At 70.5% G+C, this 19,758-nt stretch carries 18 protein-coding genes and 1 tRNA gene; 11 read left to right on the top strand and 8 right to left on the bottom strand.

Going from position 1 to position 19,758, the window contains the following annotated elements; genetic code table 11:
• Positions 1–6: 6 nt before the first annotated feature.
• From ACZ7M2_RS03645 to ACZ7M2_RS03635, 3 genes are read left to right on the top strand one after another with little or no spacing between them, the layout of a single operon-like run.
• Complete coding sequence (locus ACZ7M2_RS03645; protein ID WP_471593972.1) at positions 7–1,176, top strand: HpcH/HpaI aldolase/citrate lyase family protein; 1,170 nt, start codon at positions 7–9, stop codon at positions 1,174–1,176.
• 37 nt (positions 1,177–1,213) lie between these two features.
• Positions 1,214–3,685, top strand: coding sequence for a phosphoribosyltransferase (locus ACZ7M2_RS03640; RefSeq protein ID WP_471593971.1), 2,472 nt, complete (start codon positions 1,214–1,216; stop codon positions 3,683–3,685).
• Complete coding sequence (locus ACZ7M2_RS03635; protein WP_471593970.1) at positions 3,685–4,512, top strand: HAD family hydrolase; 828 nt, start codon at positions 3,685–3,687, stop codon at positions 4,510–4,512. Before ACZ7M2_RS03640 ends, ACZ7M2_RS03635 begins: the two co-directional genes overlap by 1 nt.
• A gap of 141 nt (positions 4,513–4,653) precedes the next feature.
• On the opposite strand, the gene ACZ7M2_RS03630 is transcribed toward ACZ7M2_RS03635, so the two are convergent.
• The gene (locus tag ACZ7M2_RS03630) at positions 4,654–4,878 is read right to left on the bottom strand and encodes an FmdB family zinc ribbon protein (RefSeq protein WP_352045712.1); all 225 of its coding nucleotides are present in this window, start codon (positions 4,876–4,878) and stop codon (positions 4,654–4,656) included.
• 334 nt (positions 4,879–5,212) lie between these two features.
• On the opposite strand from ACZ7M2_RS03630, the gene ACZ7M2_RS03625 reads away from it, so the two are divergent.
• The 3 genes from ACZ7M2_RS03625 (at position 5,213) to ACZ7M2_RS03615 (ending at position 10,335) form a co-directional block, all read left to right on the top strand.
• A complete protein-coding gene (locus tag ACZ7M2_RS03625; RefSeq protein ID WP_471593969.1) occupies positions 5,213–7,624 on the top strand; it encodes a transglycosylase domain-containing protein in 2,412 nt (803 codons plus the stop codon).
• Between the two features lie 111 nt (positions 7,625–7,735).
• Positions 7,736–9,037 carry a polysaccharide deacetylase family protein gene (locus tag ACZ7M2_RS03620; RefSeq protein ID WP_471593968.1) on the top strand — a complete coding sequence of 434 codons (1,302 nt, stop codon included), beginning with the start codon at positions 7,736–7,738 and terminating at the stop codon, positions 9,035–9,037.
• Between the two features lie 167 nt (positions 9,038–9,204).
• Positions 9,205–10,335: an amidase domain-containing protein gene (locus tag ACZ7M2_RS03615; protein WP_471594512.1), complete on the top strand. Its 1,131-nt coding sequence runs from the start codon at positions 9,205–9,207 to the stop codon at positions 10,333–10,335.
• 22 nt (positions 10,336–10,357) lie between these two features.
• On the opposite strand, the gene ACZ7M2_RS03610 is transcribed toward ACZ7M2_RS03615, so the two are convergent.
• The 3 genes from ACZ7M2_RS03610 to ACZ7M2_RS03600 all read right to left on the bottom strand — a co-directional run bounded on the left by ACZ7M2_RS03610 (position 10,358) and on the right by ACZ7M2_RS03600 (position 13,415).
• Positions 10,358–11,074 carry a DUF4383 domain-containing protein gene (locus tag ACZ7M2_RS03610; RefSeq protein ID WP_471593967.1) on the bottom strand — a complete coding sequence of 239 codons (717 nt, stop codon included), beginning with the start codon at positions 11,072–11,074 and terminating at the stop codon, positions 10,358–10,360.
• Positions 11,075–11,170: 96 nt separating this feature from the next.
• Entirely contained in the window at positions 11,171–12,559 is a 1,389-nt protein-coding gene (locus ACZ7M2_RS03605; protein WP_471593966.1) for a hypothetical protein, read from the bottom strand.
• A gap of 73 nt (positions 12,560–12,632) precedes the next feature.
• Positions 12,633–13,415, bottom strand: coding sequence for a DUF4097 family beta strand repeat-containing protein (locus ACZ7M2_RS03600; protein WP_471593965.1), 783 nt, complete (start codon positions 13,413–13,415; stop codon positions 12,633–12,635).
• A gap of 179 nt (positions 13,416–13,594) precedes the next feature.
• Between ACZ7M2_RS03600 and ACZ7M2_RS03595 the strand changes: the two genes are divergently transcribed.
• The 4 genes from ACZ7M2_RS03595 to ACZ7M2_RS03580 all read left to right on the top strand — a co-directional run bounded on the left by ACZ7M2_RS03595 (position 13,595) and on the right by ACZ7M2_RS03580 (position 15,292).
• Positions 13,595–13,669, top strand: a tRNA-Val gene (locus ACZ7M2_RS03595).
• A 187-nt stretch (positions 13,670–13,856) separates the two neighbouring features.
• Positions 13,857–14,405, top strand: a complete 549-nt coding sequence (locus tag ACZ7M2_RS03590; protein ID WP_471593964.1) for a site-specific integrase — start codon at positions 13,857–13,859, stop codon at positions 14,403–14,405.
• A gap of 72 nt (positions 14,406–14,477) precedes the next feature.
• Positions 14,478–14,702, top strand: coding sequence for a hypothetical protein (locus tag ACZ7M2_RS03585; protein WP_471593963.1), 225 nt, complete (start codon positions 14,478–14,480; stop codon positions 14,700–14,702).
• Between the two features lie 62 nt (positions 14,703–14,764).
• On the top strand, positions 14,765–15,292 hold the full coding sequence (locus tag ACZ7M2_RS03580) for a GNAT family N-acetyltransferase (RefSeq protein ID WP_471593962.1): 528 nt from the start codon (positions 14,765–14,767) through the stop codon (positions 15,290–15,292).
• A 36-nt stretch (positions 15,293–15,328) separates the two neighbouring features.
• Here ACZ7M2_RS03580 and ACZ7M2_RS03575 read toward each other — a convergent pair whose 3' ends face one another.
• The 3 genes from ACZ7M2_RS03575 to ACZ7M2_RS03565 form a co-directional block, all read right to left on the bottom strand.
• Entirely contained in the window at positions 15,329–16,219 is an 891-nt protein-coding gene (locus ACZ7M2_RS03575) for a nuclease (protein WP_471593961.1), read from the bottom strand.
• 74 nt (positions 16,220–16,293) lie between these two features.
• Positions 16,294–16,635 carry a hypothetical protein gene (locus ACZ7M2_RS03570; protein WP_054230980.1) on the bottom strand — a complete coding sequence of 114 codons (342 nt, stop codon included), beginning with the start codon at positions 16,633–16,635 and terminating at the stop codon, positions 16,294–16,296.
• Between the two features lie 110 nt (positions 16,636–16,745).
• Positions 16,746–17,153 (bottom strand): winged helix-turn-helix transcriptional regulator, encoded by a 408-nt coding sequence (locus tag ACZ7M2_RS03565; RefSeq protein ID WP_471593960.1) that lies wholly within the window; start codon positions 17,151–17,153, stop codon positions 16,746–16,748.
• Between the two features lie 118 nt (positions 17,154–17,271).
• Between ACZ7M2_RS03565 and ACZ7M2_RS03560 the strand changes: the two genes are divergently transcribed.
• Positions 17,272–18,147 (top strand): alpha/beta fold hydrolase, encoded by an 876-nt coding sequence (locus tag ACZ7M2_RS03560; protein WP_471593959.1) that lies wholly within the window; start codon positions 17,272–17,274, stop codon positions 18,145–18,147.
• Here the strand turns inward: ACZ7M2_RS03560 and ACZ7M2_RS03555 are convergent.
• Positions 18,109–19,668 carry a hypothetical protein gene (locus ACZ7M2_RS03555; RefSeq protein ID WP_471593958.1) on the bottom strand — a complete coding sequence of 520 codons (1,560 nt, stop codon included), beginning with the start codon at positions 19,666–19,668 and terminating at the stop codon, positions 18,109–18,111. The two genes, ACZ7M2_RS03560 and ACZ7M2_RS03555, sit on opposite strands and share 39 nt — an antisense overlap.
• Positions 19,669–19,758: the final 90 nt, after the last annotated feature.

Genomic DNA, 19,758 nt, shown 5'->3' with positions numbered 1-19,758 from the left:
AGTTTCATGCGTCATTTCGGGCATATCGCCCCTGAAGGGCGGCAGCGTCTCTTCTACCGGGAGCCGTGCGTCTTCACCGCCGACGCGCCCGCCCGCGTCCTCGCGGCGGCCCTCGGCGCCACCCTGTACAGCCCCGCGACCAGACCCCACCTCGCCGACGACGTCGTCAAGCAGGCCGGACGCGGCGTGGTCTCCATGGTGCTGTGCCTGGAGGACTCGATCGACGACGCCGAGGTCGTGGGCGCCGAGGAGAACCTGGTCCGGCAGTTCGCCGACCTCGCCGGACGGCCGGAGACCGACGGGCTCCCACTGCTGTTCGTACGGGTCCGTGAGCCCGGGCAGATCCCGGACCTCGTCCGGCGGCTCGGCGCGTCCGTGCGGCTGCTGTCCGGTTTCGTCCTGCCGAAGTTCACCGAGGAGCGGGGCGTCCCGTTCATGGAGGCGCTCGCCGCGGCCGAGTCCGCGAGCGGCCGGCGGCTGTTCGCGATGCCTGTCCTGGAATCGCCCGGGCTGCTGTACCTGGAGAGCCGCCGGGAGACCCTGGAGGGCATCTCCCGGGTCGTCGACAAGTACCGCGACCGCGTCCTCGCGCTGCGCCTGGGCGTCACCGACTTCTGCTCGGCGTACGGGCTGCGCAGGGCGCCCGACATGACCGCCTACGACGTCCAGATCGTCGCCTCCGTGATCGCGGACGTGGTGAACATGCTGGGGCGCTCGGACGGCACCGGGTTCACGGTCACCGGGCCCGTGTGGGAGTACTTCCGGGTCCAGGAGCGCATGTTCAAGCCGCAGCTGCGCCGCAGCCCCTTCCAGGAGGGCGAGGTCGAGGACCTGCGCCAGGCGCTGATCGAGCACGACCTGGACGGGCTGCTGCGCGAGATCGCCCTCGACCGGGCCAACGGTCTGCTCGGCAAGACCTGCATCCACCCCTCACACGTCCCGGCGGTGCACGCGCTGTCCGTGGTCAGCCACGAGGAGTACAGCGACGCGCAGGACATCCTCAGGCCCGAGCGAGGCGGCGGGGGCGTGCTGCGGTCGGCGTACACGAACAAAATGAATGAAGTGAAGCCGCACCGCGCCTGGGCCGAGCGCACCCTCCAGCGCGCCGAGGTGTTCGGTGTGGCGAACGAGGACATCGGCTTCGTGGAACTGCTCGCGGCCGCCCTGCCTGCGTGAACCGCGCCGGCCCGACCGACCGACCAACAAGGAATCGATGAAGAACGTGGTGTGGACGGGGACCTGGGTCGCCGAGCGACTGGGTGTCGAGCTCGTCGGTGACGAGAAGCTGAGCGACCTGCTGGGGCTCGCGCTGCGGCGCAACCCCCGCCGGGCGCATCTGCTCGTGTCGAACGTGCTCGGCAAGCACGTCCCGCAGTCGCCGTCCGTGGTGTACGGACACGGGTTCGCGCTCGGCCGGCGGGTACGGGAGCTGCTCGGCGCCGAGGGCGCACGCGCGGCCGTCGTCCTCGGGTACGCGGAGACGGCCACCGGCCTCGGCCACTGCGTCGCCGACGGTGTGGGCCTCGCGCCCTACCTCCACTCGACCCGCCGCCCCGTCCCCGGCGTCGAGACGGCGGGCGGCTTCGAGGAGTCCCACTCCCACGCCACCTCTCACCTCCTGCTGCCGGAGAATCCCGCTCTGCTGGCGGGCGCGGGCCCCCTGGTCCTCGTCGACGACGAGTTCTCCACCGGCAACACGGTCCTCAACACCATCCGCGACCTCCACACCCGTTATCCGCGCGACCGCTATGTGGTCGTGGCCCTGGTCGACATGCGTTCGGCCGCGGACCTGGGCCGTCTGGCGGAGTTCGCGACGGAGATCGGCGCACGGGTGGACCTGGTCGCCGCGGCGAGGGGCACCGTGAACCTCCCGGAGGGCGTCCTGGAGAAGGGCCAGGCGCTGGTGGCGCAACACGAGAGCACCGAGACCACCAGGACGACCGACACCTCCAGGACCACCGAGCCCGCCGACAGCCGTCCCGGGTACCCGGGTGCCGCCCGTGTCGAGCTCGGCTGGCCCCGGGGTCTGCCCGACGGGGGACGGCACGGCTTCACGCCCGGGCAGCGAATACGGCTGGACGCGGCGCTGCCCGCGATGGCCGCGCGGGTCGCCGAAGCGCTGCCGGACGGGGCGCGGCGCGTCCTCGTACTCGGCTTCGAGGAGCTGATGTACGCGCCGCTCAGGCTGGCCAGGGAGCTGGAGCAGGTGGTGTCCGCCGAGGTGCGGTACTCCACGACCACCCGCTCCCCGGTGCTCGCCCTCGACGACCCCGGTTACGCCATACGGACGCGCCTCGCCTTCCCGGCCCACGACGACCCCGACGACGGACCCGGTGAGCGGTACGCGTACAACGTCGCGGGTGCCGGTTTCGACGCGGTCGTGGCGGTGGTCGACTCCGCCGCCGACACGCCCGCCCTGCACGCCCCCGACGGCCTGCTGGCCCAGCTCGCGGAGCACACGCCGAGCGTCCTGCTCGCCGTCGTTCCGTCGTACGTCCCCGCACGGCCGTCCACCGAAAGGCCCTCCATGCTCCCCGAGCCCCTCCGCGGCCCCGCCTTCTCCTCGTACGCGCCCGACGAGGTCGGCTGGCTGTTGCAGGACCTCTCGGACGTGACGCTGGAGGCGCCGACCGAGGAGCGCGAGGAGGCGATCCAAAGCGGCGGCGCCCACTACGCGGAGTCGCTGCCGGTCGAGTACCAGCCGAGCCCCCAGTACCAGGAGCTGTTCCAGACGGCCCTCGGCACCTCGGCCGCCCGGATCGCCCAGGCCGTCGGCGCGGTCACCGAACTGGTGCTCGCCGAACGCTCTCCGCACCCGGTACTCGTCTCGCTGGCTCGCGCGGGCACCCCCGTCGGCGTTCTGATGCGCCGCTGGGCCAAGCACCGGCACGGCCTCGACCTGCCGCACTACGCCGTCTCCATCGTCCGTGGCCGCGGCATCGACGCCAACGCGCTGCGCTGGCTGGCCGCCCACCACGACCCGGCCGACGTCGTGTTCGTCGACGGCTGGACCGGCAAGGGCGCCATCACCCGCGAACTCACCGAGGCCATCAGGGAGTTCGAGTCCGCCGAGGGCATCACCGGCTTCGACCCGGAGATCGCGGTCCTCGCCGACCCGGGCTCGTGCGTCCGGACGTACGGCACCCGCGAGGACTTCCTCATCCCCTCCGCCTGCCTCAACTCGACGGTCTCAGGGCTGATTTCGCGCACGGTCCTGCGCTCGGACCTGGTCGGCGAGTACGACTTCCACGGCGCGAAGTTCTACCGCGAGCTCGCCGGCTCCGACGTCTCCGTCGACTTCCTGGACGCCGTCGCCGCCCACTTCCCCGACGTCGCCGACGCGGCCTGCGCCCAGGCCAAGGAGCTCCTCGCCACCGACCGCACCCCCACCTGGGAGGGCTGGGCGGCCGTCGAGCGGATCAGCGAGGAGTACGAGATCCACGACGTGAACCTCGTCAAGCCGGGTGTCGGCGAGACCACCCGCGTGCTGCTGCGCCGCGTCCCCTGGAAGATCCTGGCGCGCGCCGGAGCAGGCACCGACCTCGACCACGTACGCCTGCTCGCCCAGCAGCGCGGGGTGCCCGTCGAGGAGGTCGACGAACTCCCGTACACCTGCGTGGGGTTGATCCACCCGAAGTACACGCGCGGCGCGACCGGCGCCGACGGCAAGGCGGTGACGGTCTGATGTCCGCGCCCAAGGTGCTCGTCGCCAGCGATCTCGACCGTACGCTGATCTACTCCTCCGCCGCCCTCGCGCTGACCATGCCCGACGCGCGGGCGCCTCGGCTGCTCTGCGTCGAGGTGCACGAGGCCAGGCCGCTGTCGTACATGACCGAGACGGCCGCCGCGCTGCTCACCGAGCTCGGCGACACGGCCCACTTCGTGCCCACCACGACCCGCACCCGCAAGCAGTACCAGCGCATCAACCTGCCGGGGCCCGCCCCCGAGTACGCGATCTGCGCCAACGGCGGGCATCTGCTCGTCGACGGTGTCTCCGACCCCGACTGGCACGCGGCCGTGACCGCGCGGCTCGCCGACGAGTGCGCTCCGCTGGCCGAGGTGCGGGACCACCTCGCGGCCACCGCCGATCCGGCCTGGGTCCGCAAACACCGGGTCGCCGAGGACCTGTTCGTCTATCTGGTGGTGGAGCGCGAGCTGCTGCCCGAGGAGTGGGTGAAGGAGCTCGCCGTCTGGGCGGAGAGCCGCGGCTGGACGGTGTCGCTGCAGGGCCGCAAGATCTACGCCGTGCCGAAGCCGCTCACCAAGAGCGCGGCCGTGCGCGAGGTGGCCCGCCGCACCGGCGCCCTCCTCACGCTCGCCGCCGGTGACTCCCTGCTCGACGCCGACCTGCTGCTCGCCGCCGACCGCGGCTGGCGGCCCGGCCACGGGGAACTGGCCGAGGCCGACTGGACGGCGCCGGCGATCACCGCCCTCCCGGAGCGGGGGGTCGCGGCAGGGGAGCGGATCCTGCGGGAGTTCACGCACGCCTGTGGCCGACCGGGCGCGGTCTGAGCGGGAGCCGGGCGCGGTCTCAGCGGGAGCCGTGCCCGGCCTGTGCGGGTGCCACGTACGGCCTGGGAGTGCGACACGCCCGGGCCGCACGGAGGATTCGGGCGAAGAAAAGCTGAAGACTTCCTGAAAAATCTTGGTCGATCAGCCGCAGCACCCGCCGCCGCAGCACCCGCCTCCGCCCCCTCCGGACGGGCCCGGGGCGGACGCGGAAGCCGATCCGCCGGTGGCGACCGCGACGGTCGACAGGAGTTTCACCGTGTCGTCGTGCCCGGCGGGACAGTCCGCCGGAGCGGCGGATTCCGCCATCGGGCGGCTCAGTTCGAAGGTGTCGCCGCAGGTCCGGCAGCGGTACTCGTAGCGAGGCATACGCACAGGTTAGCGGCCGGGAGCCGGCGATCGAAGCCTTCCGCGGCCCGGTCGCGCACCGGGTGGCGCGGTGATCCGGAAACCGGACCTCCTCGATTCCTCCCCGATTCCCGCCCGGTGCCTTCAGAGGGCCGACTTGACCTGCCGAACATTTCTGTCTGGTTCCTGGGCGAGGAGATCGTATTAGTCGCTGATAATTTAAGAGGGCCGCGACGAGCCGCAAGGTCGGGGAGGGGGGCTCGCAGCCGCATGTGCGGCAGCTGCATCTACCCGCGCGCGCAATTCCGAAGTGCGGAGGGAGACGCAGTCGTGACCGAGGCATGGCATCGAACGGATGCCCCGCATCCTCTGGGCCGTCCACGCGCCGGAGCCCGCCGTGGCTAGCGGGGAGGGCGACGACCGCCAAAATCGCCGCGGGCTCGGTCCGCAACGGCCCGCGAGCGGCCGCGCGGAAGATCCTGCGGGCCGTCGTAGGGAAGACTCCGCGAGTCGTCGTGCGCAAGACACGGAGAACGAGACTCCCGCCGAGCGAACCACTCAGCTCCGCCTCCCGCCCCGTGCCGAGGAGACCACTCAGCTCCGCCTTCCGCCTCGTGCCGAGGAGACCACGCAACTCCGCCTCCCGCCCCGCGCCGACGGTCCCGCCGAGGAGACCACGCAGCTTCGCGTCCCCTCTCCTGCCGAGATCGAGGCGCACTCAGGTGCGGAGGACCCCGCACAACGCGCCGATCGAGGGACGACTTCCGGCCATCGCGGCACCCGCCGCAAACCGGCCGCGCCCTCCGCGCTCGCCGGACGCTGGGCGCGCATCGCCCGCCGTCTGAAGCCGGCGTACCCGCGCCCCGGCCGCTCCGGCTGGCGGCGCTGGGTGCCCTCCTGGCGTCAGTGGCTGGGCGCCTGGGGCCTGGCCATCGGGCTGAGCGGAACGTTTCTGGTGATCGCCTACGCCGCGACAGACATACCCCAGAACCTCAACACCTACGCCACCCAGCAGGACAACGTCTACTTCTGGTCCGACGGGACGCCCATGGCCCGTACCGGATGGGTGCGGCGGCAGGCGATGCCGCTGAAGGACATACCCCAGGACGTGCGCTGGGCGGTGCTGGCCGCGGAGAACCAGAGCTTCTACTCCGACCCGGGCATCTCCTTCAAGGGCATCACCCGGGCCCTGGTGCGCACGGTCGGCGAGGGCAACACCGAGGGTGGCTCGACGATCACCCAGCAGTACGTCAAGAACGTCTATCTGAACCAGAACCGCTCGGTGAGCCGCAAGTTCACCGAGGCGATGATCTCCCTCAAGCTCGACCAGAAGATGAGCAAGGACAAGATCCTCGAGGGCTATCTCAACACCAGCTGGTTCGGCCGCGGCACGTACGGCATCCAGCGCGCCGCCCAGGCGTACTACGGCAAGGACGTCGGCGAACTCAACGCCAGCGAGGCCGCGATGCTCGCCTCCCTGCTCAAGGGCGCGGGCCTGTACGACCCCACCCTGAGCCAGGCGAACCACAAGCGCGCCGTGGAGCGCTGGTCCTGGATCCTCGACCGCATGGTCAAGATCGGGAAGCTGTCGCCGGCCGAGCGGGCCAAGTACACGAAGTTCCCCGAGCCGATCACGCAGTCCCAGACCTTCGACACCGGCAAGCAGAGCGACTACCTGGTGGAGCTCGCGACCCAGTACGCCAAGAAGGCCGCGCACATCTCGGACCAGCAGTTCGACCTGGGCGGCTACCAGATCTACACGACCTTCGACCGGAAGCGGGAGACGGCGCTCGCCGACGCCGTGACCAAGGCCCGCAAGAAGGCCCTGAGGGACGACCCCAAGACGGCGAAGGCCGCCCACTACGGGGCCTCCTCGGTGGCCGCCGACGGCAAGATCCTCGCCGTCTACGGCGGCCCCGACCACCGTACGCAGGGCTTCAACGAGTCCAACGCAGCCACGGTCCCGGCCGGTTCGGCGTTCCTGCCGTTCGTCTACGCGGCCGGGCTGGAACACGGCGTCCACAAGACCCGCGACAGTACGGCGACCCCGGTCACGCCGGAGACGCTCTACAACGGTGACGACAACGTCCCTGTCACCACACCCGAAGGGCCCTACTGGGACCGCGCCAACAAGAAGGTCGCCGCCCACAACGACGGCAACAAGTCCTGGGGGCAGATCAGCCTGGGCAAGGCGCTCGCCGAGTCCGTGAACGTGCCGTTCATGCAGCTCGGCATGGACACGGGCCTGGACAAGGTGCGGCAGACCGCCGAAGCGGCCGGGCTGCTCTCGTCGACCATGGGTCCCCAGGTGCCCGCCCTGTCCCTGGGCAACTCCACGCCCAGCGCGATCCGGATGGCCAACGCCTACGCCACGTTCGCCGCGGGCGGGTCGCACACCGAGCCGTACTCCGTGCGACGCATCACCCGCAACGGCTCCCAGGTCGCCCTGGACACCCCCCGCCCCAAGCGTGCGGTGAGCCCGGAGGTGGCCCGCGAGGTCACCGAGGGGCTCACGGACGCCTTCGGCACAGCGCACCCCCTCGCGGCCAAGAGCGCACCGGACACGGCCGGGAAGGCCGGCACCACGGCGGACGACACCGCCGCCTGGTACGTCGGCACGAACCGTTCCGTGTCGACCGCGATCGTCCTCTACCGCATCGACCTGACCAAGAGCCTCGAACCACTGCCGCTCAAGGGGCTCGCCGGCACGTCCGCCGACGACGTCCCGTACGGCATCTGGGCCGGCGCCATGAGTCCGCTCGGCTGACCGCGACGGCCCCGAGGCCGCCCACCCCGACGGCCGAGAGGCCACCGCGCATCCCGATGGCCGAAAGGCCCCCGCCCGCTCCTTCCACCCCCCTCGCAGAATGTGCCCCGTATGAACTCGAAGCACAGCGGTCACCGCCGCCGCGAACCCGCGCCCGCTCCCGGTTCCGCCCGTCAGGGTTTCGTGGCCATGGCGGCCTTCCTCGTCGTGACGTCGACGACCGCCACCTACCTGGCCCTGAACCACTCGGACAACACCACACCGGCCGCCTCGGCCGGCGGTCCCCGCTCCGGGGCCAGCGCCACCAAGACGACCAAGGAACCCCCGTGGGACGGCAAGACGAAGGTGCTCGGGGACGGGTCCACGTCCTACACCGGGCCGCAGAAGGGCCAGTTGAAGCCCGTTCCGCTCAAGCCGGGTGAGAAGCCACCCCAGTTCGTCGTCTTCTCCTGGGACGGCGCCCTCCAGGGCGACGACAAACTCTTCACCCACTACCAGGAGTTGGCGAAGCAGTACAACGCCCACATGACGTTCTTCCTGACCGGCATCTATCTGCTGCCCAAGGACAAGAAGACGCTCTACAAGCCGCCGATGCACGCCCCGGGCGCCGCGGCGATCAGCTACGCCACCGATCAGCACATCCGCGACACGCTGGAGCAGCTCGGCAAGGCGTACAAGGAGGGCAACGAGATCGGCACCCACTTCAACGGTCACTTCTGCGAGGACAAGGGCGGCGGGGACTGGAGCGTGGCGGAGTGGGAGAGCGAGATCAACCAGTTCTTCTCGTTCGTGGAGAAGTGGAAGACCAACACCGGCTACACCGACCTGCCGGCCCTGCCGTTCGACCCCACGAAGGAGGTCAGCGGCGGGCGCGCGCCCTGCCTGGAGGGCCAGAAGAACCTGCTCAAGGCCATGAAGGCGACCGCCAAGGACTACGACTGGCGCTACGACGCGAGCTCCTCGGGCAACCTCCAGATATGGCCCAACAAGAAGGAGGGCGTCTGGGACTTCCCGCTGCAGCTGCTCCCCTACGAGGGCGGCAAGTACCAAGGCCTGTCCATGGACTTCAACTTCCTCGCCAACCAGTCCGGCGACTCGACCGAGGGCGACCCGGCCAAGTACCCCGAGTGGGAGCAGGAGACCGTCGCGTCGTACATGGACGGTTTCAACCGCGTGTACTACGGCAGCCGTGCACCGCTGTTCATCGGCAACCACTTCGAGAACTGGAACGGTGGCATCTACATGAAGTCCATCGACCAGGTCGTCAAGAACGTGTGCACGAAGAAGGGCGTTCGCTGTGTGTCCTTCCGAGAGCTGTCCGACTGGCTCGACGTGCAGAAGCCCGAGACCCTGGAGCGCCTGCGCAGTCTGGATCCCGCGCAGTCCCCGGACTGGTCGACGGTGGTGAAGTAGCCGTGAACGGCACCCCGACTTTCGGTGCGTCAACTTACCCTTTTCTCAAGGGAGTTGACCTGAGCGTGCACGAAATCCCCCCGGGTTCACCACAGTTGAGGAGGACGTGTAAAGATTCCTTCCCCGGCATCTGATCGGGTGTAAGGAGATCATCAGTGAGAACGAAGATGTTGAGCCGATGCTCGACCCTGACGGCGATCGCCGTCTCCGCGGTCCTGCTGCCCCTTTCCTCCGCCCACGCGGCGACCGCGTCCGTCACCGTGAACCGGGCGACGGCCGACGCGTTCGGCCGGATGGCGGACGCCGTGCTCACCGACCGCACGGCGGCCCTCCTCGACAAGAGCCCGGCGGCACCCCGCACGGCCCTCGCGTCGAAGTCGACGGGAGGCGTCAAGCTGACCGCCGCGCTGACGAAGACGGAGGACACCGCGCTGACCTCCCTGCGCGGCACCCGCTCCCGCCTCGCGGCGCTGGGTGAGGCCTACACCGCCGCCGACACCAAGGTCACCGTCGACAGGACGCGCAGGTGGGGCAAGGTGGCCACCGCCTGGGTCACCGAGACCACCGTCCTCACGTACAAGAAGATCCACGGCGACGAACCCGACACCACGGGCTTCGACGCGCACCACGTCCTGACCTTCGCCGCCCAGCCGGACGGCACCTGGAAGCTCTCGGCCCTGCGTACGACCGACAAGGGCGCCCACCAGGTCAACGAACCCGTCACCGCCGCCCCCGCGCGCAGGACCCCGATGGCCGTTGTCGACGCCCCCCCGGCAGCGACCACGTATCCCGCGCCCGCCAACCCCAAGAAGCTCACCGGAGGCGCGTACGACTACGCGGCGATGGCGACCTACGCCGAGAAGTACTGGAAGAACTACAACACGGCCTACCGGAAGTTCAACGGGGTCGGTGGCGACTGCACCAACTTCGTGAGCCAGAGCCTGCTGGCGGGCGGCTGGCAGCAGATATCCGCCGTGACCCCGGAGGAGTACGACACCTGGTACTACGTCGCCAACGGCCAGGCCGACGCCTGGGCGGGCGTGAACGAGTGGTCCTGGTTCACCCAGACCGCCAAGCGCACCACGCCGCTGGCGAACGTCTATCAGATGGACGTCGGTGACGTCCTGCAGATGGACTTCGACAGGGACGGGGCCAAGGACCACACCATGATCACGTCCTACCGCAGCTCCAGCGGCATGCCGTACCTGACCTACCACGACGCCGACACCTACCGCCGGTCGCTGTCGAGCATCATCGCGTCGTACCCGACCTCGGCGTACTACGCGTACCGCACCTGATCACCTGGTCACCTGAGGTGACCTAGGGGTCCGTGGTCCTGGGCGGCTCGGCGGCCTTGTTCTCCGACGGCTTGTTCTCCGCCGCCTTGGATTCCGTTGCCTCGGATTCCGCCCCCTTGGTGGTTTCCGCTGCCTTGGTCTCCGTGCCGCCCACGGCCTTGGGCGTCGGCGCGGCCCTGTGCGACTGCTGCAGGGCCGTTGCCGAGGCCGACTCCCGCAGCGCCAGGATCCGCTCGGCCTCCTCGGGGTGGCGGGCTTTGTAGTACGGGTTGTCGTGCGGCAGGGCCGAGCCGACCCTCCCGTACATCCCGAAGAACATCAGCAGGACGCCGACCACAAAGCTGAACAGCACGTTCTGGATGTGGAAGGCGAGGAAGTTGTAGCGGCCGTCCAGCAGCGCCAGGTTCAGGAAGCCGTTGAGGACGAACAGGACGCCGAAGACCATGTTGAGCGTCGAGGCGAAGTTCCCGCCGATCACCATGCCCACGAACAGCAGCAGCCCCACGCAGATGGAGAGCACGCTGAGCGAGCCGTTGGTGTTCAGCCCCATGACCGTGTCCCCGTGGGTGGTGAAGTAGCCGACCTTGTTGGTCAGGCCCAGGATGCCGAAGGCGAGCAGGAAGAGGCCCATCAGGCCCGCGCCGATCCGGTAGAACCTGTTCAGCCGGTGATCGACCGGCAGATGGTCGTCGAAGGCGATGTGTCGTCGGGTTCCGGGACGAAGTACGTGCGTGGCCATGTCCGCCTCCCTCTCCAGCTCGCGGAGGCCGTACGTACAACCCAGCATCCGCCCGGAAGCCGGGGACCGCCAACACCGGGGACCGGGATCGCCGGCTCAGACCGGGCCGCCGCGCTCCTCGCGGATCTGGGAGACCACCCGGGCGGCCGTCGCCCGTACCGCCTCCGTCTCGGTCAGGAAGTGCCAGTAGTCGGGGTGGCGCCCCTCCAGCGCGGCGACGGCACGCTCCAGCCGGGCGACGGAGTCGTCGAGCGGGCGGGCGTGCCGCGGATCCGGGGTGTTGCGGCCCGCCATGGCCAGACGCTGGGCGTCCCGGATGGCGAAGCGGGTGCGGTCGATCTCTTGCTGGGGGTCCTTGGACACGGCGTTCAGCCGGCGCAGCCGGTCGCCGGCCGCCGACACGGCCTCGTCGGTCCCGTTCAGCAGCGCGCGCACCGTGGACAGCAGCGAGGTGGCGTCCGGCCAGCGCTGCGCGTCACGCGCGGCCCGCGCCTCCTTCAGTTTCAGCTCTGCCTGCCGTACGTTCTCGGTGGCCTGCTCCGGTACGTGCTGCAGGTCCTGCCAGCACGCGGCCGCGAACCGGCGCCGCAGCTCGCTCAGCACCGGGTCCACCTGCCCGGCGCGGGTGGTCAGCGCCTGGGCGCGGGTGCGCAGCGACACCAGCCGGTGGTCGATCTCCGCGGCCCGCTCCGGCAGCCGCTCGGCCTCCGCGCGCACCGCCCCGGCCTCCCGCGAGACCCGCTCGGCACGCTCCAGCGTCTCCGGTACGCCGTGCTGTCCGGCCCCCTGGTTGAGCTTGGTCAGCTCGGGCCCGAGCGCGGCGAGCCGGCCGGCCAGATCATCGGCTCCGAGCCCTGTCCTGCGTACGGCATCGAGGGCGTTCGAGGCGGCGAGCAGGGCCTGGCGGGCGCGCTCGACGGCGGGCGCGAGCCGGGCGAGCTGCGTCTCGGCCTTCCCGAGCAGCGGCGCGAGTCCCTGGCCGAACCGGTCCAGGTCCTGTTTGACCCGCCCCAGCTGGTCCTTGGCGGCGGTGAGTTCGGCGCGGGCGCGGGTGGCGACCGACGCGTCCAGCTCGTCCCGGTCGAGGTCGTGGGCGTCGACGGCCTCGATGTACTTCCCACTGGCCTCGTCGATGCGCCGGCCCAGCGCCTCGAAGTCGGAGACGGCGCGGCGGGCCGCGGGGGAGTCGTCGACGGCGGTGATGGTCTCGATCGAGATCCGCAGATCGCGCTGGGCGGTGTCCAGCTCGTAGAACGCCGCCGCGGCGGCGTCCTTCGCGGCCTGCGCCTCGGCCCGCTGACTCTCGGCGCGCCCGCCGAACCAGCGCCGGGTGCCGCCGCCGGCGAAGGCCGCGGGCAGGACGAGGGCGGCGAGGAGCGGGAGGCTGACGAGGGTCAGCACGTCACGGTATCGATGGGGCTGACGGCGTGCCGACTGCGCGCGTGGCGCGAACGGCGTGTACGGCTCTGAAGGTGTCGCCGTCACATCCCTCTCCCGTGCTGTCATCCGCCTTGCCCGGTTCATTCTCCCACCGGTTAAGGACGAACACACGGGCCGGTTAGTTCGCGGTTCGTACTGTGATGCTTCCGTCGCTCGCGTGGGCGGACACCACGTGCGAACTGGCCGGGTCCCGGGGCACGGACACCCGCACGGATCCGTCCCCGCTCTCGGCCGTCACCCGGTACGTGTCGTGAGGCAGCCCGATGGTGAGCGCACCGTCCTGGCTGCGGGCCTCGACCAGGTCGGGCACGACGCCGAGTTCGAGTTGTACGGACCCGTCCGAGCTCTGGGCGCGCACATGGCGCGCGGCGATGCCGAGGGCGTGGATCGAGCCGTCGGCGGTCCGCAGGTCCAGCGGGCCGGAGGAGTTCGTGACGCGGACACTCCCGTCCGACGTACGGATCCCGAGCGCCTCCTTGAACCCCTCCGCCCGTACGCTCCCGTCCCCGTCCACGACCTTCACCGCGACACCGCGCGGCACGACGATCCGGTGCTTGGCGCTGCAGTCGGCGACCATGCCGGAGCACTTCATCCGCAGCGTCAGCCGGTCGTCCTTCATCGCCCAGGTCACGCGCGGATCCCCACCGACGACGATGTGCCCCTGGAACCACCGGGTGACCTCGACCTTGTCCGCCTCGGCCGACCCGGCGACCACGAGCTCCAGCGCGGAGTCGTCCGAGTCCACGGTGAGCGTACGACCGTGCAGCGCGAACGCCCGATGCTCCGGATGCCTGTCGTCCCCGGCACTCGCCCCGCACCCTGCGGCGGTCGCGACGAGAGCGACGACGGCACCGGCGACGGCGGCGGTCCGCGCGGCTGTCCGTGTCCGAGTCCGAGCCATGAAGATCTCCCCCTGGAATGAAACGCCGACGCGCTCCGATGCCCCTCGACGCCTTTCGACCGTACGGTTCCGGGGTCCGCCGGGGGATCCGGGCTGCTCCCGGACCGGAGGTGGGGTTAACCCCCGGATACGGGTTTGCGGGGCATCCCCCCGGGCAATGTAGGCTGTCGACTCGTCCTGGGCGCGTAGCTCAGCGGTAGAGCGCCGCCCTTACAAGGCGGATGTCGGCGGTTCGAAACCGTCCGCGCCCACCAGGAAGAAGGCCCCCAGCCGATCATGGCTGGGGGTCTTTGGCATCCGGATCTGACATCGGCGCCGGGACTACTCGCGCTGCGTGTCCTGGACCACGTGGGTGTCGGCCACGATTGCACCGGTCATGATGACGTCAGCCATGGGGTGACCGCCGTGCTGAGCGGCGATCGTGATCTGTTAGGAGATGTCGTGACTGAGTCCGACCTCACCGCGGCAGCTGTCATCCCGGCTGCCCTGCATGCCGCCTTGGCGGCGCTCTCGCCGACGATCCCCGGCTCTCGCGGTGCCGCCCTGCTCCTGCTCGGTCACGCCTGCGATGCGACAGTGTCCGAACTCGTCGCACTTGATGTCGCCGACCTGACCGCCACGAGCGCAAGCCTGGTGGTGAAGATCCGCCGACAGGATCGGGAGCGAGACGACCTGATTTCCCTGTCGCCGCGCCGCGCTGACCCCACGAACTGCGTGGTGGCAGCCACTCAAGAACTGCTCGGCAGTTTGCGCGCAGCAGGCCGAACCGCGGGACCGCTGTTCGTGCGGACCGACGGGTACGCATGGATGGCCGAGAGCGCGACCCAAGACAAGCGCCCGATCCACGACGCGGCCGGTCGGCTCACGGCTGGTGCTGCCGCAAACATCGTCATCCGAATCGGCCGGGCAGCCGGCATCGAGTTCACCTGTGACTGGACCAGCGACAGTCTGCGCCTGTGCTTCGCCACCGCCACCGCCACCGGTTCGTGACCGGCTGCCGCCACGCCCGATGGAAGCCTGTCCAAGGCTGGGCCTTGGTCTTTTTGGCTATCCTCATCCGCCATGCGTGTTGCAGTCATCGCGTCCAAGGCCGTACTCGTCGTTCTCGGCACGTGGGCGGTTCTCGTCGTGGGCTTGGGGCTGGTGGCGCTTTTGCCTGAGCGTGTGCAGTACTACGCGATCTCCCCCTTCACCATGTTCCTCTGGCTGTGCGCCCTTGTGGTGGGCCCCGTGATCTCCTGCCTGGTGCTCCGCCGCTGGATCAGGACCGTGCCGGGCATGCCGTAGCGGGATCCGTGGGTCCCGGAAATTCGGTGGTTGCGCTGGTGGGTGCTGGCCATACTGCGGCCATGGATCCCGTGACTCTGGAGACCGCGCGACTTCTGCTCAGGCCCTTCGGCCCCTCCGACGCGGACACGGTGTACGCGGCCTGTCAGGACGAGGACATCCAGTACTACACGCCGGCGCCGTCACCGTTTCGGCGTGAGGATGCCGAGAAGTACGTCGGGCAGACCGCGCCCCAGGGCTGGGCCGGGGATCGCGACCACATTCTGGGTGCCTTCCGGTCGGACAACGGTGCGCTGGTCGGTTCGTTCTGTCTGACGAGGCTCTCCGAGGGGGTCTACGAACTCGGCTACTGGGCGGCCAAGGAGCAGCGCGGCCGGGGATACTCCGCGGAAGCGGCCCGGGTCCTGTGCGACTGGGGTTTCGCCGTGCTCGGGGCGCACCGGATCGAGTGGTGGGCGATGGTCGGGAACGTGCCCTCGCGCGCACTCGCCGAGAAGCTCGGCTTCACCGTCGAGGGAACCCTGCGCCATCGCACCGTGGTCAGGGGTGAACCGCGTGACTGGTGGGTGGGCGGACTTCTGAAGCCCTGATGGTGGAGAGTTTTGATGGTCGGACGTCCGGCCTCGTCATTCCTCGGCGAAGACCAGGTCTTCGATCGGGTGGGTCATGCGTACCGTCCCGCCGTTGACCTCGACCACGTGGTGCAGGCCGGTGAGGGTCTTGGCGGTGGGGCCCTGGGAGAGGATGCGGAATCGGTCGGCGCCGCCGAAGAGGTAGCTGGGGAAGCAGTCCAGCGAGGAGTCGGGCGCGAAGCGCAGATGATCCGCGAGGCGGCGGAAGAGCTTCGGGAGCAGCACCAGGTCGTCCGTGAGGGAGGACAGGCCGGTGATCGCCGCCCCGGTGGTCGTCGTGTCCTTGGCCCATACGCCGAGGCCCGTCGACCTCGCCTGCTGGGACACCGCGGTCAGCTCGGTGCGCAGGTCGGGGAAGAGGTCCGAGTAGAAGGTCGGGAAGACCAGGCCGAGCGTGAGCAGGTGGTGGTTGGCGGTGGTGCGGAGCAGCGGTACGTCCACGGTGATCCAGTCGCCGCTCTTCTTGCCGGCGGGTGGTGCGCCGCGACCGGCCAGCGCGACGCAGCGGCTGTGTACGTCGATCGCGCTCGCCAGGATGAAACCGGGCACGCTCTCAGGGGTGCTGGCGGTGACCTTCTCGCCCGTGTGCTGGACGGTGGTGAAACCGAGCCAGCTCAGCAGCTCGTCCCGGGCGGCGTGGGCGCCGAGGTCCAGCGGCTGGTGCACCTCGTGCGGGCCCGTGCCCAGATAGTGGGTCTCCAGCGCGTCGATCGCGTCGAGCCGCAGGTTGGCGCCGCCACGGCTGTTCCGGTGGGTCTTGTCGATCTTGTGCGTGCCGGGGATCTCGTACCAGAAGGCCGCGTCGTGCGGGTCGAAGCGGACGGTGTCGCCGTCCGGTTTCGCGTTCAGGATCCGGTAGTCGCCTTCGATGAGGAGCATGGGCATGAGTACCTCCGCGTCAACGCCGGTGACTCATTGTTGCCGCGCGGGGGCTCCCTCGTACCCGGAGTGACATGGAATTACGACGTTTGTGGCGGGCCTTCGTGGGCGTGCTTCAGCTTCGCGCGGGCGTCCACCGTGTCCGGTGGGGCGACCTCCGACCAGAAGCGGTGGCAGGTGACGAAGACGGCGAGTTCTCGTTCACGTTGGCGGAGCTTCTCGACCTCGGCCTGTTCGTCGGGTGTCCAGCCGGGGGAGGCGGGGCGTTCCACCTTGCGCCAGCCCTTGTCGTCGCTGAAGCCGTCCAGGGGCTCCACCGACCAGGGGAGCCTCTTGAGCAGGGCCAGGAGCTCCGCCCGGACCTGATGCAGCTCCTCCTGGCCTGCCAGGAGGTCACTCGGGAAGTCATAGGTCGCAGCCACGCGGCAATGGTACGCCTGTTCGAATTTGAGGTGCGAGTTCCTTCGGGGACTTCACGCGAACGGGTGGGGCGTCCAGGGCGGACGGCGTCCTGTCGTGGCGGCCCGAACGGTCAGTCGTCGTCGGCGAGTTCGCGGCTGCGCGCGTTGGCCCGGTCCACCTCGGCCATGTGCTCCTCGGCCCAGGCCCTGACCATGGCCAGCGGGCCCTCCAGCGACAGGCCGAGCGGAGTGAGCCGGTAGTACACGCGCGGCGGCACCGTCGGTTCCACCCTGCGGCCGACCAGGCCGTCGCGGGTCATGCCCTGGAGGGTGACCGACAGCATCTTCTGTGAGACCCCGGGCATCCTGCGCTGCAGTTCCGCGAAGCGCACCTCCTCCGGGGACGCCTCCGCCAGCACTTTGACGGCCATCGACATCCACTTCGTGCCGATCCGGTCGAGCAGGCGACGGGTCGGGCACTGCGGATCGAACAGATCCCCGCGAGTCCCGTCGCGGGGCTGTGACGGAGAAGGGGTCATGAGGGGGTCACCTGGGGCTCACTACCTGTCGCGGAAGTGCGGTCTTGGCGTCTCCAGGTTAGTTACCTAGCGTTTGGTTGTCACCAATGGTGACCACCCGCCCGCACCTGGAGGTCTCATGTCCGTCGCGCTCCGGCAGGTCGAAGCCAACGGCGTCGAACTCAACGTGGCCGTGGCCGGTGAGGGCCCGGCCGTTCTGCTGCTCCACGGCTTCCCGCACACCTGGCAGCTATGGACCCACGTCCTGGACGGGCTCGCGGGGCGGTACCGAGTCATCGCACCGGACCTGCGCGGATGCGGCGCGAGCGCGCGCACGGCGGGCGGCTACGACGCCGGTACGCTCGCGGCCGACGCCGAAGCCCTCCTCGACGCCCTCGGAGAGACCTCGGCCGCCGTGGTCGGCATCGACGCGGGCACCCCGCCGGCCTTCCTGCTCGCCATGCGCCGCCCCGACCTCGTCCGGCGACTCGTCGTCATGGAGTCGCTGGTGGGCAGGCTGCCGGGCGCCGAGGAGTTCCTCGCCGACGGCGCGCCGTGGTGGTTCGGCTTCCACGCGGAACCCGGCCTCGCGGAATCCGTCCTGACCGGGCACGAGGACCGGTACATCGGCTGGTTCCTCGACGCGGGCACCCTCGGGCAGGGCGTGGATCCCGCCGTCCGCGACGCCTTCGTCCACGCGTACACCGGGACCGAGGCCCTGCGCTGCGCCTTCTCGTACTACCGGGCCCTGCCCGAAAGCGCCCGGCAGATCCAGGAAGCCGTCCGTACGGTCCGGCTGACCGTGCCCACCATGGCCATCGGCGCCCACCCCGTGGGCGGCGCGCTCGCACAGCAACTGCGGCCGGTGGCCGACGACTTGAACGGCCACGTCATCGAGAACTGCGGGCACATCATCCCGCTGCACCGCCCGGACCGGCTCCTCGGCCTGCTGGAGCCGTTCCTTGCCCCGGCGGGGTCAAGGGATCAGCTTCAGCATCATGGCCGGCGGGAGTGACGGGTTGGCCGCGGCCGCCTCCGCCACGCGCCCCTCGGCGTCGCCGAGCAGCTCGACGATGACCGGTACGGGCAGGGCCGGGTGGGCGGCGGCCATCGGTCGCGCCTGTCGGTCGGTCAGGCAGGCGAGCAGGGACGGTGCCGTCGCGTTGCGGTGGCGGGCCACCTCGCGGAACGCCTTCTGGACCGGTGGGTCGTGTCTCGTCACGTGCTCCAGGAGGGACGGCGACGCGTCCGGGCTCGTCGCCACCTTGGCCAGCACCCGGACCCCGTGACGGTCGATCATGTCGCGCAGCCGGGCCTCGGTGAGGCCGGGGTGAGGGGCGATGGACTTGAGCACCTTCGCGTCGGTGTCGGCGGCCAGCGCGTCGCGTGTTCCGGGCGGCAGATCACGTCGTGCGGCCAGGAGCATCCGTACGGCCGGGTCAGGAGACTTGGCCAGGCTCTCGACCTCGGCGGGGGTGGCGGCGGCGATCCGCGGCAGCAGGGTCGCGCCGATCTTGGTGTTGCCCGCCAAGGAGGTGAGCAGGTCCAGTGGCACACGGGGATTGTGGGCCAGTCTGCGCCGTACGTCGGGGTCCATGTCGGTGGCCAGCGCGCGCAGGTGGGTGGCGTCGAGTGCGGGGTTCTCGGCGAGGTCGCCCCGTATGCCGGGCAGCGGGTCGTCGACCAGCCGACCCCCTACCTCCGGGGACAGATCGGGGCGGGCGGCGAGCGACCAGCGCAGCAGCGCCGAGGAATGGCCGGCGAAGCCGGCGGCGGCCCGGGCGGGCGTGGCCGGGTTGCTGAGCGCCTGCCGCCGCATCTCGTGCACCGTGGACTCGTGGGAACCGGTGCAGAACGCGCCCGGCGGCAGGTCGTCGGCCGGGTGCGAGTGCGAGTGCGAGTGCGAGTGCGAGTGCGGGTGCGGGTGCGGGTGCGGGTGCGGGTGGGCGTGGGCGGCCGGGGTCCGCTCTCGGTCGCAGACCAGGCAGCGCCGCGCCGGAGGCAGCCCTTCCCCGGTCAGCAGCATCTCCAGTACCGCCGGTGGTGTCGCCTCGTTGGCCGCCACCGCGCGGCGGACCTCCGCATGCGGGTGTCGCGCGAGCCGGGCGGCCATGTCCGGGGTGGTCCACAGCGCGAGCTCGGCCACCACCGTGACCTCGGAGTCGGCGGCGAGCGTGTCCGTCACATCGGGGGGAAGGTCCGGGCAGGCGGCCAGCTTCTCGCGGCGCCCGGTGACCGGATCCGTCGCGAAGCGGCGTGCCCACTCCGGGAGGCCGACCCCCGTGTCGAGCAGGGCGAGCGCGGCCTGCGGCTGGGCCACGGGATCGATGTCGGCGGACGTCAGCCGTCCCTCGTACGCGAGGTGTACGGCGGTGTCCTCGTCGCGGGCGGCCAGGGCGAGTGCCTGGGCGCGGCCGAGGTCCGGGCGGGCGGCGAGCTCCGTGGCGATCTCGTCGTCCGCGACCGTGATCAGCCGGTCGACCAGCTCGGCGGGGAGCGCCGGGTTGGCAGCGAGCCCGCACAGGATGTGGTTCACGAGGGCACATCCTGCCCGGGGCGGGTGGGAAGCGCCCGTGGATTTCTCTTCGGCTCCGTCGCCTCCCCGTGTCGACGGAATCGCTCAGCC

It is taken from the genome of Streptomyces sp. NPDC111507, assembly GCF_055638955.1.
The sequence above is the reverse complement of the archived record's forward strand: the minus strand, read 5'-3'. Positions and strand labels throughout refer to the sequence as shown.